Origin of the sequence: Paraburkholderia sp. Cy-641 (genome assembly GCF_011752945.1) — a bacterium.
Classification (GTDB): domain Bacteria; phylum Pseudomonadota; class Gammaproteobacteria; order Burkholderiales; family Burkholderiaceae; genus Paraburkholderia.
The window spans coordinates 62,021-77,811 of sequence record NZ_VWWM01000033.1; the positions used below are offsets into that span (position 1 = coordinate 62,021).

At 65.2% G+C, this 15,791-nt stretch carries 16 protein-coding genes; 11 read left to right on the top strand and 5 right to left on the bottom strand.

What is annotated here, in order from left to right; all coding sequences use genetic code 11:
• Positions 1 to 65 precede the first annotated feature (65 nt).
• From F3J20_RS19465 to F3J20_RS19485, 5 genes are all read left to right on the top strand, one after another.
• Positions 66 to 929 carry a carbon-nitrogen hydrolase family protein gene (locus F3J20_RS19465; protein ID WP_167036005.1) on the top strand — a complete coding sequence of 288 codons (864 nt, stop codon included), beginning with the start codon at positions 66 to 68 and terminating at the stop codon, positions 927 to 929.
• Positions 930 to 1,016: 87 nt separating this feature from the next.
• The gene (tldD, locus tag F3J20_RS19470) at positions 1,017 to 2,483 is read left to right on the top strand and encodes a metalloprotease TldD (protein ID WP_167036002.1); all 1,467 of its coding nucleotides are present in this window, start codon (positions 1,017 to 1,019) and stop codon (positions 2,481 to 2,483) included.
• 369 nt (positions 2,484 to 2,852) lie between these two features.
• Positions 2,853 to 3,926, top strand: coding sequence for a 3-deoxy-7-phosphoheptulonate synthase AroG (aroG, locus tag F3J20_RS19475; RefSeq protein WP_167035999.1), 1,074 nt, complete (start codon positions 2,853 to 2,855; stop codon positions 3,924 to 3,926).
• Between the two features lie 284 nt (positions 3,927 to 4,210).
• Positions 4,211 to 4,516 (top strand): type II toxin-antitoxin system RelE/ParE family toxin, encoded by a 306-nt coding sequence (locus F3J20_RS19480; RefSeq protein ID WP_240158601.1) that lies wholly within the window; start codon positions 4,211 to 4,213, stop codon positions 4,514 to 4,516.
• Positions 4,513 to 4,845, top strand: coding sequence for an XRE family transcriptional regulator (locus F3J20_RS19485; RefSeq protein WP_167035996.1), 333 nt, complete (start codon positions 4,513 to 4,515; stop codon positions 4,843 to 4,845). Before F3J20_RS19480 ends, F3J20_RS19485 begins: the two co-directional genes overlap by 4 nt.
• Before the next feature lie 56 nt (positions 4,846 to 4,901).
• Here F3J20_RS19485 and F3J20_RS19490 read toward each other — a convergent pair whose 3' ends face one another.
• Positions 4,902 to 5,456, bottom strand: a complete 555-nt coding sequence (locus F3J20_RS19490; RefSeq protein WP_167284243.1) for a cob(I)yrinic acid a,c-diamide adenosyltransferase — start codon at positions 5,454 to 5,456, stop codon at positions 4,902 to 4,904.
• Positions 5,457 to 5,788: 332 nt separating this feature from the next.
• Here F3J20_RS19490 and F3J20_RS19495 point away from each other — a divergent pair, with 332 nt between their 5' ends.
• The 6 genes from F3J20_RS19495 to proC all read left to right on the top strand — a co-directional run bounded on the left by F3J20_RS19495 (position 5,789) and on the right by proC (position 13,087).
• Positions 5,789 to 7,204 (top strand): FAD-linked oxidase C-terminal domain-containing protein, encoded by a 1,416-nt coding sequence (locus F3J20_RS19495; protein WP_167035990.1) that lies wholly within the window; start codon positions 5,789 to 5,791, stop codon positions 7,202 to 7,204.
• A 207-nt stretch (positions 7,205 to 7,411) separates the two neighbouring features.
• The gene (locus F3J20_RS19500) at positions 7,412 to 8,905 is read left to right on the top strand and encodes an FAD-linked oxidase C-terminal domain-containing protein (RefSeq protein WP_167035987.1); all 1,494 of its coding nucleotides are present in this window, start codon (positions 7,412 to 7,414) and stop codon (positions 8,903 to 8,905) included.
• A 213-nt stretch (positions 8,906 to 9,118) separates the two neighbouring features.
• The gene (gene glcE / locus F3J20_RS19505; protein ID WP_167035984.1) at positions 9,119 to 10,207 is read left to right on the top strand and encodes a glycolate oxidase subunit GlcE; all 1,089 of its coding nucleotides are present in this window, start codon (positions 9,119 to 9,121) and stop codon (positions 10,205 to 10,207) included.
• A gap of 8 nt (positions 10,208 to 10,215) precedes the next feature.
• Entirely contained in the window at positions 10,216 to 11,442 is a 1,227-nt protein-coding gene (glcF, locus tag F3J20_RS19510) for a glycolate oxidase subunit GlcF (RefSeq protein WP_167035981.1), read from the top strand.
• Between the two features lie 36 nt (positions 11,443 to 11,478).
• Positions 11,479 to 12,189: a YggS family pyridoxal phosphate-dependent enzyme gene (locus tag F3J20_RS19515; protein ID WP_167035978.1), complete on the top strand. Its 711-nt coding sequence runs from the start codon at positions 11,479 to 11,481 to the stop codon at positions 12,187 to 12,189.
• An 82-nt stretch (positions 12,190 to 12,271) separates the two neighbouring features.
• Positions 12,272 to 13,087, top strand: coding sequence for a pyrroline-5-carboxylate reductase (gene proC, locus F3J20_RS19520; RefSeq protein WP_167035975.1), 816 nt, complete (start codon positions 12,272 to 12,274; stop codon positions 13,085 to 13,087).
• Between the two features lie 252 nt (positions 13,088 to 13,339).
• On the opposite strand, the gene ubiA is transcribed toward proC, so the two are convergent.
• From ubiA to F3J20_RS32425, 4 genes are all read right to left on the bottom strand, one after another.
• Positions 13,340 to 14,203, bottom strand: coding sequence for a 4-hydroxybenzoate octaprenyltransferase (gene ubiA / locus F3J20_RS19525; protein WP_167284244.1), 864 nt, complete (start codon positions 14,201 to 14,203; stop codon positions 13,340 to 13,342).
• A gap of 253 nt (positions 14,204 to 14,456) precedes the next feature.
• On the bottom strand, positions 14,457 to 14,951 hold the full coding sequence (locus F3J20_RS19530) for a Dps family protein (RefSeq protein ID WP_167035969.1): 495 nt from the start codon (positions 14,949 to 14,951) through the stop codon (positions 14,457 to 14,459).
• 224 nt (positions 14,952 to 15,175) lie between these two features.
• The gene (locus F3J20_RS19535) at positions 15,176 to 15,340 is read right to left on the bottom strand and encodes a hypothetical protein (RefSeq protein WP_167035966.1); all 165 of its coding nucleotides are present in this window, start codon (positions 15,338 to 15,340) and stop codon (positions 15,176 to 15,178) included.
• Between the two features lie 146 nt (positions 15,341 to 15,486).
• Positions 15,487 to 15,609: a hypothetical protein gene (locus F3J20_RS32425; RefSeq protein WP_275691473.1), complete on the bottom strand. Its 123-nt coding sequence runs from the start codon at positions 15,607 to 15,609 to the stop codon at positions 15,487 to 15,489.
• Positions 15,610 to 15,791 lie beyond the last annotated feature (182 nt).

The following is a 15,791-nucleotide window of genomic DNA, read 5'->3' on the forward strand; positions in this document are numbered from 1 at the left end:
CTGAACGACGCATGCGGCGTCCGCGGTTCGCACCGCCGCTGTGCCGGGAGCCTTTCGACACGCTCATGAGCGAAACACACGTCTCTTCATCGCCGTCCGCCGCGGCATCCGGCGGCTCCTTCATCAGCCCCTTCCGGGTCGCCGCGCTGCAGATGGTCAGCACGCCCGATCGCGTGCGCAATCTCGCCGACGCGGAACGCCTGATCGCCGAAGCCGCCGACGACGGCGCGCAACTCGTGCTGCTGCCCGAATACTTCTGCTTCATGGGCTTCAAGGACACCGACAAGCTCGCCGTGCGCGAGCCCTACCAGGACGGCCCGATCCAGCGCTTTCTCGCCGACGCGGCGCGCCGCCACAAGCTCTGGGTGATCGGCGGCACGCTGCCGCTCACCGCGCCGGAAGCCTCGCGCGTGCTGAACACGACGCTCGTGTTCGACCCGCACGGCAACGAAGCCGCGCGCTACGACAAGATTCACTTGTTCAACTTCGAGAAGGGCGAAGAATCGTTCGACGAAGCGCGCACGATCCGCCCCGGCACCGAGGTACGCGGCTTCGAGGCGCCGTTCGGCCGGGTCGGCCTGTCGGTCTGCTACGATCTGCGCTTTCCGGAGCTGTATCGGCGCATGGGCGACTGCGCGCTGATCGTGGTGCCGTCCGCCTTCACCTACACGACCGGCCGCGCGCACTGGGAGCTGCTGCTGCGCACCCGTGCGATCGAAAACCAGTGCTATGTGCTCGCCGCGGCGCAAGGCGGCAAACATGAGAACGGCCGCCGCACCTGGGGCCACAGCATGCTGATCGACCCGTGGGGCGAGATCGTCGCGGTGCGCGACGAAGGCGCCGGCGTGGTCGCCGGCAACCTCGAACGCGCGCGGATCGACGAAGTGCGGCAGAGCCTGCCGGCCTGGCGTCATCGCGTGCTGACCTGAATCCGACATTGAAACTGCGGCGCCCGCCACGCATATGGTGGCTCAGGCGCTCCCCGCCCCCCTCGTATCGAGCAGAACATATTTCGCATGAACATCATCGAACCCGGTATCCGTAATCTCGCCGCCGCCAAGGACATTCTCCTCACGCCCTATGGTCTCGACGAGTCGCTGCTCACGCGCACGCTCGCCGAAATCTTCACGCACCGCGTCGACTACGCGGATCTCTACTTCCAGGCAACCCGCAGCGAAGCGTGGAGCCTCGAGGAAGGCATCGTGAAGTCGGGCAGCTTCAGCATCGATCAGGGCGTCGGCGTGCGCGCCGTGTCGGGCGACCGCACCGCGTTCGCCTACTCGGACGACCTTTCGCCCGAGGCGATCCGCCAGGCGGCCATCGCCACGCGCGCGATCGCCAGATCGGGCGGCGGCAAGCAGAAAATCAAGGTGGCCTCGTCGCTGACCGGCATCGCCGGGCGCGATCTGTACCTGCCGTCCGATCCGCTCCATTCGCTCGACGCGACCGCGAAGGTCAAGCTGCTCGAGCGCATCGAACAAATGGCGCGCGGCCGCGATCCGCGCATCCAGCAGGTGATGGCGGGCCTCGCCGGCGAATACGACGTGGTGCTCGTCGCGCGCAGCGACGGCGGCTTCGCGGCCGACATCCGGCCGCTCGTGCGCGTCTCGGTCACCGTGATCGCCGAGCAGAACGGCCGCCGCGAAATCGGCAGCGGCGGCGGCGGCGGGCGTTTCGACTACGGCTATTTCACCGACGAAGTGCTGTCGCGCTACGTCGACGACGCGGTGCATGCGGCGCTCGTCAATCTCGACGCGCGGCCGGCGCCGGCCGGCGCGATGACGGTCGTGCTCGGCCCGGGCTGGCCCGGCGTGCTGCTGCACGAGGCGATCGGCCACGGGCTCGAGGGCGACTTCAACCGCAAGGGTTCGTCGGCGTTCGCGGGACGCATCGGCGAGCAGGTCGCCGCGAAGGGCGTCACCGTGGTCGACGACGGCACGCTGCCGAACCGCCGCGGCTCGCTCAACATCGACGACGAAGGCAACCCGACCCAATGCACGACGCTGATCGAGGACGGCATCCTGAAGGGCTACATCCAGGACACGCTGAACGCGCGCCTGATGAAGATGCCGGTCACCGGCAACGCGCGGCGCGAATCGTACGCGGCGCTGCCGATGCCGCGCATGACCAACACCTACATGCTGAACGGCGACAAGGACCCGCAGGAAATTCTCGCGTCCGTGAAGAACGGCCTCTATGCGGTGAACTTCGGCGGCGGCCAGGTCGACATCACGAACGGCAAGTTCGTGTTCTCGGCTTCCGAGGCCTACATGATCGAGAACGGCAAGATCACGTATCCGGTCAAGGGCGCGACGCTGATCGGCAGCGGCCCGGAATCGCTGAAGTACGTCACGATGATCGGCAACGACATGAAGCTCGATTCGGGTGTCGGCGTGTGCGGCAAGGAAGGCCAGAGCGTGCCGGTGGGCGTCGGCCAGCCGACGCTGCGCATCGAGCGCATGACGGTCGGCGGCACCGCCTGATTCTGCAAGTCATGCACGTTTCGTGCGAAAAAAGTGCGAAACGTGCGGATTACCCGCATTTTTATAGGCCCATGCTTGTCAAGCGAGCCTGTACCGGGTTATAAAGTCACTCACCTTTTTTGACCAGCAACGCATTTCACCTCGCCATGTCCGCCAAGTTTTATTTTTACTTTTTTTGGTATCTCAGACCGCTGGCGGATCGAGAGGGGTGTTAGTGCACGCAGGACACCAAGAATTCCCGAAAAACCGCCAGCCAGCCTGGCGGTTTTTTTTCGCCTCACGCTTTTGAAGCCTTGCTTCCAGACGAACTTTGACACCCGCTACTCACGCGAACACGCTACGAACTACGAACCGATTCAGGAGAACCCCATGCCCCCGCACAACACCGACGATGTCCGCATCCGCGAATTGAAAGAACTCACGCCGCCCGCTCACCTGATTCGCGAATTCCCGTGCGACGAGTCGGTCTCCAACGTGATCTACGACTCGCGCAACGCGATGCATCGCATTCTGCATGGCATGGACGACCGCCTGATCGTCGTGATCGGCCCGTGCTCGATTCACGATCCGAAGGCCGCGATCGAATACGCAGGACGTCTGATCGAACAGCGCAAGCGCTTCGCCGGCGAACTCGAAGTCGTGATGCGCGTGTACTTCGAAAAGCCGCGCACGACGGTGGGCTGGAAGGGCCTCATCAACGATCCGCACATGGACAACAGCTTCAAGATCAACGACGGCCTGCGCGCCGCGCGCGAGCTGCTGTTGCACATCAACGAACTCGGCCTGCCCGCCGGCACCGAATACCTCGACATGATCAGCCCGCAGTACATCGCCGATCTGATCTCGTGGGGCGCGATCGGCGCGCGGACCACCGAGTCGCAGGTGCACCGCGAACTGGCTTCGGGACTGTCGTGCCCGGTCGGCTTCAAGAACGGCACGGACGGCAACGTGAAGATCGCCGTCGACGCGATCAAGGCCGCCTCGCAGCCGCACCATTTCCTCTCGGTCACGAAGGGCGGCCACTCGGCGATCGTGTCGACGGCCGGCAATGAGGATTGCCACGTGATCCTGCGCGGCGGCAAGGCGCCGAACTACGACGCCGACAGCGTCAACGCCGCCTGCGCCGACATCGGCAAGGCAGGTCTCGCCGCACGCCTGATGATCGACGCGAGCCACGCGAACAGCTCGAAGAAGCACGAGAACCAGATTCCGGTGTGCGCGGACATCGGCCGCCAGATCGCCGCGGGCGACGAGCGGATCGTCGGCGTGATGGTCGAGTCGCACCTCGTGGCGGGCCGCCAGGATCTGCAGGAAGGCGGCACGCTCACGTACGGCCAGAGCGTTACCGATGCGTGCATCGGCTGGGACGAAAGCGTCACGGTGCTCGAAGGTCTCGCCGAAGCCGTCAGGCAGCGCCGCGTGGCACGCGGCAGCGGCAACTGAACGCCTGCCGCGCCGCTGCTCCGGCAGTTCGTCAGTCATCCGTAGAAAACCCGGTTCGGCTTCGAACCGGGTTTTTTATTGGCCGAACGGACGATGGTGCTGCGCGCGCCGCCTCTGTACCGTAACAGCTCGTTGTCCGCTTGCATGTGACGCCTTCGCAACGCGTGCGTACCTGACTCAGAGGCATGCAAACGGACTTGACCGGGCTGGATGGCTCGTACAATATTTTATACACAAAAGCGGTTATGGAGCAGGAAAAAGAAATTCGCTGATTAGGTTCGAGCTTGCGCGATCTGCTCGCCTTTCCCGCTGAAGCACGTCGTCGCGCGGGGTTTCAACTGCACAAGATTCAGGCGGGACTCGACCCCGACGACTGGAAAGCGTTCGACTCGATCGGCACCGGAACGCGCGAAATCCGCATCAAAGACGAAGACGGCATTTTTCACGTGATGTATGTGAGTAAGTTTGTCGAAGCGATCTACGTGCTGCATTGTTTTCAGAAGAAAACGCAGAAGCTCGGGCCGCGAGACAAAAAGATCGCCGAGATGCGCTACCGCGCGATCATTAACGATAGGAAACCTTATCAATGACGACCGACACCCGCATTCGCCACGTCACCCAACCCGGTGCGAATCTGTTTCTCGAACTCGGCTTTTCCGCCGAAGAAGCGAAGCGCCTGCACGCGGCGTCGCAAAAGCAGATCAACGACACGCGCCTGCTCAAGGAGCAGCTCATGACCGAGCTGTCGAGCTGGATCGAACAGCATCATCTGAAGCAGGCCGAGGCGGCGGAAATTCTGATGGTGTCGCGCCCGCGCGTATCCGACGTGGTCAACAAGAAAACCACCAAGTTCACGATCGACACGCTCGTCGAAATGATGAGCCGCATCGGCAAGCCGGTTACGCTCGCGATCGGCTAACGCGGGGCCCGGTGCCTGATGCCATGCGCACCCGCGCACCATTCGCTCAATTGCACTCAATGCGTGCCGCGATCGTGCTGCCATAGCACGTCGGTGCCGCCATCCGCGCGATTGAGCACGCGCGCGAGCACGAACAGCAGATCGGACAGCCGGTTCACATATTGACGCGGCGGCGCGTTGATTGCCTCATGCTCGCCGAGCGCCACGATCGCGCGTTCGGCGCGGCGGCAGACGGTGCGGCACACATGCGCGAGCGCTGCGGCGCGCGAGCCGCCGGGCAGAATGAATTCCTTCAGCGGCGGTAATGCGGCGTTGTAGTCGGCGAGCCAGCCGTCGAGCTGGGCGAGATGCCGCTCGGTAATCATCGTGTGGCCGGGAATGCAGAGCTCGCCGCCCAGATCGAACAGATCGTGCTGGATCGCCACCAGCGCCGCGCGCACGCCGTCGGGCAGGCTCTCGCACAACAGCACGCCGAGTTGCGAATTGAGTTCGTCGACATCGCCGATCGCGGCAATGCGCGCGCTGTCCTTGCGCACGCGGCGGCCGTCGCCGAGACCGGTGGTGCCGTCATCGCCGGTGCGAGTGGCGATCTTGCTCAGGCGGTTGCCCATGATGTCCCCCATACGTTCAGTGGCGATACGCCCACCACGTTTATCCATATTGCTCGCATCGCGAAATCGCCGCCATTATATGAGCCGGGAAGCCGAGCCGAGCGCGGACCGGTGCCGGCCCACGGACGATCGGCGTAAAATGAAATGAATGCGGCACACATAAGCCGTGCCCTCAAAAATCTTTCATGAAATCGGAGTAAGCGCTTTGCATGAAACCGAAGCAGGAGCTTCGCCGGGAACCGAATGACGCGCGAGAGCGCTCACTTCGGCCAACCGCAGGCACCACTCGGGTCGACCGCCAAGCCGCCCACTCCGTTCGACAGGAGACATGCGTGAACCATCCCGTGCCGCCGGCCCCGCTGCGCCGGCCGTTTCCCGCCGAACTGCTGAACCAGCTCAAAGCCGCGTTCGGTGAACGCGTGTCGGTTGCCGAAGCCGTGTGCGCGCATCATGGCCGCGACGAATCGCCATTCGATCCCCAGTTGCCCGACGCCGTCGTCTTCGCGCACACGACCGAAGACGTGCAAACCGCCGTCAAGCTATGCGGCCAGTACGACGTGCCGATCATTCCGTACGGCAACGGCTCGTCGCTCGAAGGGCATCTGCTCGCGGTGCAAGGCGGCGTGTCGATCGATCTGTCGGCCATGAACCGCGTGCTGTCGATCAACGCCGAGGACCTCACCGTCACCGTCGAGCCCGGCATCTCGCGCAAGCAGTTGAACGAAGCACTGCGCGACACGGGCCTCTTCTTCCCGATCGATCCGGGTGCCGACGCGAGCATCGGCGGCATGTCGGCCACGCGCGCGTCGGGCACCAATGCCGTGCGCTACGGCACGATGCGCGAAAACGTGCTCGGCCTCGCGGTCGTGCTGGCCGATGGCCTCGTCATCAAAACCGGCACGCGCGCGCGCAAATCGTCGGCGGGGTATGACCTCACGCGGCTCTTCGTCGGCTCCGAAGGCACGCTCGGCGTCATCACCGAAATCACGGTGCGGCTTTATCCGCAGCCCGAAGCGGTATCGGCCGCGATATGCGCGTTCCCGTCGATGGGCGATGCAGTGCGCGCGGTCATCGAGACGATCCAGATCGGCGTGCCGATCGCGCGCGTCGAGTTCGTCGACTCGCTCGCGGTGCGCTCGATCAACCGCCACTCGAATCTGACGCTGCGCGAAGCCCCCACGCTGTTCTTCGAATTCCACGGCACCGAGGCCGGCGTCAAGGAACAGGCCGAACTCGTGCAGGACATCGCCGCGCAAAATTCCGGCGAGGGTTTCGAATGGGCGACGCGCCCCGAAGACCGCAGCCGTTTGTGGAACGCGCGTCACAGCGCCTATTTTGCGATGCTGCAACTGAAGCCCGGCTGCCGTGCGGTCACGACCGATGTCTGCGTGCCGATCTCACGCCTCGCCGAATGCGTGGTGGAAACGGAGCAGGATCTGAAGGCCTCGCCGCTGCCCTGCCCGATCGTCGGCCATGTCGGCGACGGCAACTTCCACGTCGCGATCCTGATCGACCCGGACAAGCCCGAGGAACTCGAAGAAGCCGAGCGCCTGAACCATCGCATCGTGCAGCGCGCGCTGCGCATGGACGGCACCTGCACCGGCGAGCATGGCGTCGGCCTGCACAAGATGCGCTTCCTGCTCGAGGAACACGGCGACGTCGCGGTCGATACGATGCGCTCGATCAAGCATGCGCTCGACCCGCGCAATCTGATGAACCCGGGCAAGATATTCAGCTGGGCGGCCTGACGCAGACCGGGCACGCCGGAAGCGGCGGCCGCCACATCGGGCGGCGGTCGCGCCGGCCTCGAAACGCGGTGGCCCGGAACGATGTGACTCAAAACGCCGTGACCCGGAACGACGTGACTCGAAGCGAATCGGCTCGCAACGAGGCCGCCTGAAACAACCGGCTCGAACGAAGAGCCGGATCGGCAAAAGCAAGGGGAGACAAGTTACATGAACGCACCCGCTGAACTGTCGGCCGAAGTACTCGCCCAGCGCCAGCGCGAAGTCGTGCAGGCGCTGATGGCCGTGTTGCCGAATCATTGTTTGCTGTATCGCGAGGAAGACACCGTCGCGTACGAATGCGACGGCCTCGCCGCTTACCGGCGTCTGCCGCTCGCGGTTGCGTTGCCGGAAACCGAATCGCAGGTGCAACGCATCGTGCAGATCTGCCATCGCCTCGGCGTGCCGATCGTGCCGCGCGGCGCGGGCACCGGCCTCTCGGGTGGCGCCATGCCGATCCGGCATGGCGTGGTCGTGTCACTCGCGCGCTTCAGGAAAATCGTCGAGGTCGACTCGTATGCGCGTACCGCCACGGTGCAGCCGGGCGTGCGCAATCTCGCGATCTCCGAAGCCGCGGCGCCTTACGGGCTCTACTACGCGCCGGACCCGTCCTCGCAGATCGCCTGCACGATCGGCGGCAACGTGTCAGAGAATTCGGGCGGCGTGCACTGCCTGAAATACGGCCTCACGGTGCACAACGTACTGCGCGTGCGCGCGGTGACGATGGAAGGCGAGATCGTCGAATTCGGCTCGCTCGCGCCGGACGCGCCCGGGCTCGATCTGCTCGCGGTGCTGATCGGCAGCGAGGGTATGTTCGCGATCGTCACCGAGGTCACAGTCAAGCTGATCCCGAAGCCGCAGACGGCGCAGGTCATCATGGCCAGTTTCGACGACGTCGTGAAAGGCGGCGACGCGGTGGCCGGCATCATCGCGGCGGGCATCATTCCGGCCGGCCTCGAGATGATGGACAAGCCGGCCACGCGCGCGGTCGAGGAATTCGTCAACGCGGGCTACGACCTCGACGCGGCGGCGATCCTGCTGTGCGAATCGGACGGCACGCCCGACGAGGTCGCCAACGAGATCGTGCGCATGACCGCGGTACTGCGCGAACACGGTGCAACCCGCATCCAGATTTCGCGCACGGAAGAGGAACGGTTGCGCTTCTGGTCCGGGCGCAAAAACGCGTTTCCGGCGGCCGGCCGCATTTCGCCGGACTACTACTGCATGGACGGCACCGTGCCCCGCCGCAGTATCGGACCGCTGCTCGCGCGCATCGAAGAGATGGAGAAAAAATACCGGCTGCGCTGCATCAACGTGTTCCATGCCGGCGACGGCAACATGCATCCGCTGATCCTCTTCAACGGCAACGACAAGGACGAGTGGCACCGCGCCGAGGAATTCGGTTGCGACATCCTCGAAGCCTGCGTGGAACTGGGTGGCACGGTCACGGGCGAGCATGGCGTCGGCATCGAGAAGATCAATTCGATGTGCGTGCAGTTCTCGCCCGAGGAACGCGACACGTTCCACGCGGTCAAGCGCGCATTCGACGCGCCCGGCCTGCTGAACCCCGACAAGGGTATTCCCACGCGGGCGCGCTGCGCCGAATACGGCAAGATGCATGTGCGCGGCGGGCTGCTGCCCCACCCTGAGCTGCCGCGCTTCTAGCGTCCGGCTTCTAGGGTCCGTTACCGCTCGCATCGTTCATGCTCGCATCGCGCATGAAGCGCGCACCGCAAAAGGCGGGGCAGGCGCTCCGTTGCATAGCGCCTGCCCCGCCTTTCGCGGTCCCTTCAGCCGATCTGCCGATGCGGGTGCGCTCCTGGTTGCCAGCGAGCCCCCGCCCGGTACAATCAACCGAAACACAACGAGCAGGACACCATGGAAGAGGACGACATCGTCGCCGTTTGGTCCGAACGCGTGCGTTCGGCCAGCGCAGAAGGACGCGCGCTGCGCGTCCGGGGCGGCGGCACCAAAGACTGGTACGGTCAGACGCTGGAAGGTGAGATCCTCGACACGCGCGCTTATCGCGGCATCATCGCCTACGATCCGGCCGAGCTCGTCATCACCGCGCGCGCGGGTACGCCCCTGCTGGAGATCGAAGCCGCGCTCGCCGAGCACGACCAGATGCTCCCGTTCGAGCCGCCGCACTTCGGGCCGCAGGCCACCTTCGGCGGCTGCATCGCCGCGGGCATTTCCGGGCCGCGCCGCCCGGCCGTCGGCGCGGCGCGCGACTTCGTGCTCGGCGCCGTCGTCATGAACGGCCAGGGCCAGGTGCTGCATTTCGGCGGCCAGGTCGTGAAGAACGTCGCCGGTTACGACGTCTCGCGGCTGCTGGCGGGCTCGCTCGGCACGCTCGGACTGATCCTCGAACTGTCGGTCAAGGTGCTGCCGCTGCCGCAGGCCGAAGCCACGCTGAAGTTCGACATGAACGGCACCGACGCGGTCCGCAAGCTCAACGAATGGGCCGGCCGGCCGCTGCCGATCACCGCGAGCGCATGGCGCAACGGCACGCTCGCCGTGCGGCTCGCGGGCGCGGAAGCCGCGGTCAAGGCGGCGCGCGCGGCGCTCGACGGCGAAGTCGTCGATGCGGTCGAGGCCGAGCGTTTCTGGGCCGGCCTGCGCGAGCAGACCGATGCGTTCTTCTCGGCGATCCCGCCGAAGGCCGCGCTGTGGCGTCTCGCGCTGCCGTCGATCACCGAGCCGCTGCAACTGCCCGGCGCGCAGCTGATGGAATGGGGCGGCGGCCAGCGCTGGTGGATCACCGACACCGACGCGCAAACCGTGCGCATCAGCGCGAAGCAGGCCGGCGGCCACGCGACGATCTTCCGCAGCGGCCACGGCTACGACCGCAGCGCCGGCGTCTTCACGCCGCTGCCCACGCCGCTGATGAAAATCCATCGCGGCCTCAAACACGCCTTCGACCCGGCCCGCATCTTCAATCGCGGCCGTCTCTACCCCGACTTCTGAGCGACGCGATGCAAACCAACCTCGCGGACTTCATTCGCAATACGCCCGATGGCAACGAAGCGGACGCCATCCTGCGCAAGTGCGTGCATTGCGGTTTCTGCACGGCCACCTGTCCGACCTACCAGTTGCTCGGCGACGAACTCGACGGCCCACGCGGGCGCATCTATCTGATCAAGCAGATGGTCGAAGGCGCGCCGGTCACGCGCAGCACGCAGGTCCACCTCGACCGCTGCCTCACCTGCCGCAACTGCGAATCGACGTGCCCGTCCGGCGTGCAATACGGGCGGCTCGTCGAAATCGGCCGCAAGCTCACCGAAGAGAAAGTCAGGCGCCCGCTCAACCAGCGGCTGCTGCGCCGCGTGCTCGCGAGCGTCGTGCCGAACAGCGTGATCTTCACGCCGGCGATGCGGCTCGGCCAGCGCGTGCGCCGCATTCTGCCGAAAAAGCTGCGCGACAAGGTGCCCGCGCGGCAGAACCCGCTCGCATGGCCCGCCGCGAAACACGAACGCAAGATGCTGATGCTGGCGGGCTGCGTGCAACCGTCGATGATGCCGAACGTCAACATCGCGACCGCGCGCGTGCTCGATGCGCTCGGCATCGAAACGGTGGTCGCGCCCGAGGCCGGCTGCTGCGGCGCGATCCGCCTGCACCTCGGCTATCACGACGAAGCGCTCGACGACCTGCGCGCCAATATCGACGCATGGTGGCCACACGTCGAACAGGGCGCCGAGGCGATCGTGATGAACGCCTCGGGCTGCGGCGCGACGGTCAAGGAATACGCGCATCTGCTGCGCCACGATCCCGAATACGCGGAGAAAGCGCGCCGCATCGTCGAGCTGACGCGCGACGTCGCGGAAATACTGCCGGAGTTCGAGGAACAGCTTGTCGCGATCACGCGGCGCCGCTCGGTGCACACGGTCGCGTTTCATCCGCCCTGCACGCTGCAGCACGGCCAGCAGATACGCGGCAAGGTCGAGCAGTTGCTGAGCGCGCTCGGCGTCGACGTGCGCCTGCCCGCCGACAGCCATCTGTGCTGCGGCTCGGCCGGCACCTATTCGCTGACGCAGCCGCGTCTCTCGTACGCGCTGCGCGATCAGAAGCTCGAGCGGCTGCAGGCGCAGGAGCCGCAGGTGATCGTGTCGGCGAACGTCGGCTGCATCGCGCATCTGCAAAGCGGCACGTCGACGCCGGTCGCGCACTGGATCGAGCTGGTCGAGCACATGCTGTCCGTATAATCGGGGCATCGTCTTCGCTGAACACCGGCTCGCTCCATGTCCGACCTGCTCCACCACCTCGCGCACAACCTCGCCGACGTGCGGCAGCGCATTGCCGAAGCCGCGCGGGCGGCCAGGCGCGATGCGCAATCCGTGCGGCTGCTCGCGGTCTCCAAGACGTTTCCCGCCGATGCCGTGCGCGCCGCCCATGCGGCCGGCCAGCGCGCGTTCGGCGAGAACTACGTGCAGGAATCGCTCGACAAGATCGAGGCCTTGGCCGATCTGCGCGCGTCGCTCGAATGGCATTTCATCGGGCCGCTGCAATCGAACAAGACGCGCCCCGTCGCCGCGCATTTCGACTGGGTGCATTCGGTCGACCGGCTCAAGATCGCGCAGCGGCTCTCCGAGCAGCGCCCCGACAACCTGGCGCCGCTTAACGTGTGCCTGCAAGTCAACGTCAGCGGCGAGGCGTCGAAGAGCGGTGTCGGCATCGCCGAGGCGGCGGAAATCGCGCAGCAGATCGCCGCGCTGCCAAAGCTGAAGCTGCGCGGACTGATGTCGATTCCCGAACCGGCCGGCGATCTCGCAGCACAACGCGCGCCGCATCGCGAATTGCGCGCGCTGTTCGAACGCCTGCGCGGCGACGGGCTCGCACTCGACACGCTCTCGATGGGCATGTCGGCCGACCTCGAAGCCGCCGTGCTCGAAGGCGCGACGATCGTGCGCGTCGGCACCGCGATTTTCGGCGCGCGCGATTATTCGCACTGAGCTTTTTCCCGGGCATTCGCGCGCGGCTGCGCGAGCGCCCTCGTCGCATTCCCGCTTCTTATCTGAACCTCACCGGACCATCATGAAAATTGCGTTTATCGGCGGCGGCAACATGGCCGCGGCGTTGATCGGCGGCCTCATCAAGCGCGGCGTCGCGCCGGCTGATCTGTACTCGATCGATCCGAACGAAGACGCGCGCAAGCGCAACGAAGAGCAATTCGGCATCCGCACCGGCGCGAGCGCCGACAGCGCGCTCGCCGCCTACGACGCGGTCGTGCTCGCGGTGAAGCCGCAAATCCTCAAGAGCGTGGCCGAAGCACTCGCGCCGCATCTGCAGGCGTCGCAACTGGCCGTGAGCATCGTCGCGGGCATCCGCATCGCCGACATGTCGCGCTGGCTCGGCGGCCACGGCCGCATCGTGCGCGTGATGCCGAATACGCCGGCGCTGATCGGCATGGGCGTGACGGGCCTCGTCGCCACGCAGAGCGTCGACGAAGCGGGCCGCGCGCTCGCGTCGCAGGTGCTCGGTGCGGTCGGCGAAACGGTCTGGTTCGACGACGAAGCGAAGATCGACGCGGTCACCGCGATCTCGGGCAGCGGGCCGGCCTATGTGTTCTATTTCATCGAGGCGCTGCAGGAAGCCGCGCGCCAGCTCGGCATGGACGAAGCGCAGGGCCGCGCGCTCGCGGTCGCGACCTTCACCGGCGCCGCGCAACTGGCGGCCAATTCCGACGAGCCGCCGGGCGTGCTGCGCGAACGCGTGACGTCGAAAGGCGGCACGACCGCGGCGGCGCTCGCCTCATTCGACGCGAGCGGCATCAAGGATGCGATTGTGCGCGGCGTGCTCGCGGCGGATGCGCGTGCGAAGGAGATGGGCGAGGAGTTCGGCAAGCAGTAAGTGGCCGGGCGGCGATGGGGCGGCGGCCATGCGATGCTCGGGTAGCTATCTCGTAGCGATCGGGTCGCTATCGGGCGGCGCTCAGGCATCCGCCGGAAAACAGAGCGACGGCCTGGCGCTCGAAACCACCCGCACATCGTCACGCAGAAGCAAAAACGCCGTAGGTGGCCACCCTTCGATTCAGGGCAGGCACCTACGGCGTCGAAAAACAGCAATAGCCGCAGCGGCCGGATCAGCCGCCGCGCACGCGCATCAGAACGAAGCCGCCGCGTAATGCGCGGCAATCCCCGCGAACAGCGCGCCGCCGAGCCAGTTGTTATGGCGGAACGCGGCAAAGCACGGCATGCGCTCGCGATTGCGGATCAGCGTGTAGTGATAGATCGCGCAGCCTGCTGCCGCGGCCCAACCGATCCAGTACAGCACGCCGAAACCGAGCGTCACGCCAATGCCGACGTAAATCCCGAGCGTCACCGCGTAACACAGCATGACCGCGGCCACGTCGAAGCGGCCGAACGTCAGCGCCGACGTGCGGATGCCGATCTTGATGTCGTCGTCGCGATCGACCATCGCGTATTCGGTGTCGTAGGCGACCGACCAGAAGATATTTGCGAGCAGCATCACCCATGCAAGCAGCGGCACGTGATCCTGGATCGCGGCGAATGCCATCGGAATGCCGAAGCCGAACGCAATGCCGAGATAGGCCTGCGGAATCGCGAAGAAACGCTTCGTGAACGGATACGAACCGGCGACGAACAGCGCCACCACCGACAACTGCTTCGTCAACGCGTTGAGCGGCAGGATCAGCAGAAACGCGAGCAGCGACAAACCGGTGGCGAGCGCCACCGCTTCCCATGCCTTGATCTTGCCCGAGGTGAGCGGACGGTTTTCGGTGCGCTTCACATGGCGGTCGAAATCGCGGTCCGCGTAATCGTTGATCGCGCAGCCGGCCGAGCGCATCAGCACCGTACCGATCGTGAAGATCACGAGCAACTGCCAGGACGGATGGCCGCCGGACGCGATCCACAGCGCGTTGAGCGTCGGCCACAGCAACAGCAGGCTGCCGATCGGCTTGTCCATGCGCACGAGGCGCAGATACAGGGGAAGTCGTGCGAACATGGGACGGATTCGGTGAAGTGCGAACACGGTCCTGCTATTTTACGGGATGCGCGTGACGCGCCCGGATTCGCGCGGCTGCGTATCGAGGTGCGACGCGAGCCGCACGACGCGTGCATGCGAACGACGCAATAGCGACGCAACGGCGGCGCAAAAAACAAAGCCCCCTGTGCAGGGGGCTCGTTCGTTGCAGCGCGACGCGGACGTTGTCCGCACACCGGCATCAGATGCCGCTCAGGCGCAACTCAAACGCGCTTTACGCCAGCATCGAGCGCAGCATCCACGCAGTCTTTTCATGCGTCTGCATGCGTTGCGTGAGCAGGTCGGCGGTCGGTTCGTCGTTAGCGGCTTCCGTCGACGGGAAGATCGCGCGCGCGGTACGCACCACTGCTTCCTGACCTTCGACCAACTGGCGGATCATCTCTTCGGCCGCCGGCACGCCGTCGGCTTCGGGAATCGACGACAGCTTCGCGAAGTCGCGGTAGCTGCCCGGCGCATGCACGCCCAGCGCGCGGATGCGTTCGGCGATCGCGTCGACGGCGAGCGACAGTTCGTTGTATTGCGTTTCGAACATCAGGTGCAGCGTGTTGAACATCGGGCCCGTGACGTTCCAGTGGAAGTTGTGGGTCTTCAGGTACAGCGTGTAGGTATCGGCGAGCAGACGCGAGAGCCCTTCCGCGATCTTCTTGCGATCCTTGTCGCTAATCCCGATGTTGACGTGCTGTACGGCTGCAGCTTCTTTCTTGGCCATGATGACTCCTTTGAAGAGTGATACGGACCGGTCGGCAAATGACGGTCAGCAGAAACGGATATAAAACGTTCGACAGTGTAGCGTGAAACCCCGCTGCGTTAGCCAGGTGCCGGGCTACGCCGTCATGCCGACGGGCACCCTGCGCCGACTTGCCTTCACCTTGCCGTCACAGCGGTGTTGCGTTGATTGACATGTTCGGGGCAACTGCACAAAAAGCCCTGTATTCAACCACCGAAAACGTGCTGCAACGCCTGCACGGCGATCACCGCAAAACCACTCGCAACGATCGCGCAGCCGACCGTCTTGCGCAACATCCACGCATGTCGATGCGCCTGCATGCCGCGTGCGGTGCTCGGGCCGCCGATGGTTGCCATCATCATCTGAATCATGATCCTGCTCCCGGTTCGTATCGTTGGTTCGTACGTTACCCGCGTAGTGGGCGGCGTCCGCTTCCGGCATCACCTGAATCGCGCAGCGCCACGTCGGGAAATTGCCCGCGCCGATGCGGTTCGCCAGCTCGCGCGGCACCAGCGCGTCAAGCGGCCAGAACCCGGTCGACCAGCAGCGACAGAGCGACCGTGCGAAAACTCGGCACGACACGCGGCGTAGCCGCTTGCGCAGGGGTGGAAACGTGAACGGGCTGCGAATTCGCTTGCATGGTGTTGTCCTCCTGGCTTGCCTCGGGTTCCGCGCTTCGGGTCCGAGCACTCAGCCTTATGAAATAAAGGGATCGGGCGATCCATGGAAGAAACTATATCAACCCTATCGAATTCTCGTGTTTGATTAATTTAATCTATTTGATAGGGCTTGCGCCCTGTTTGTGAGACATCCACACGGGCA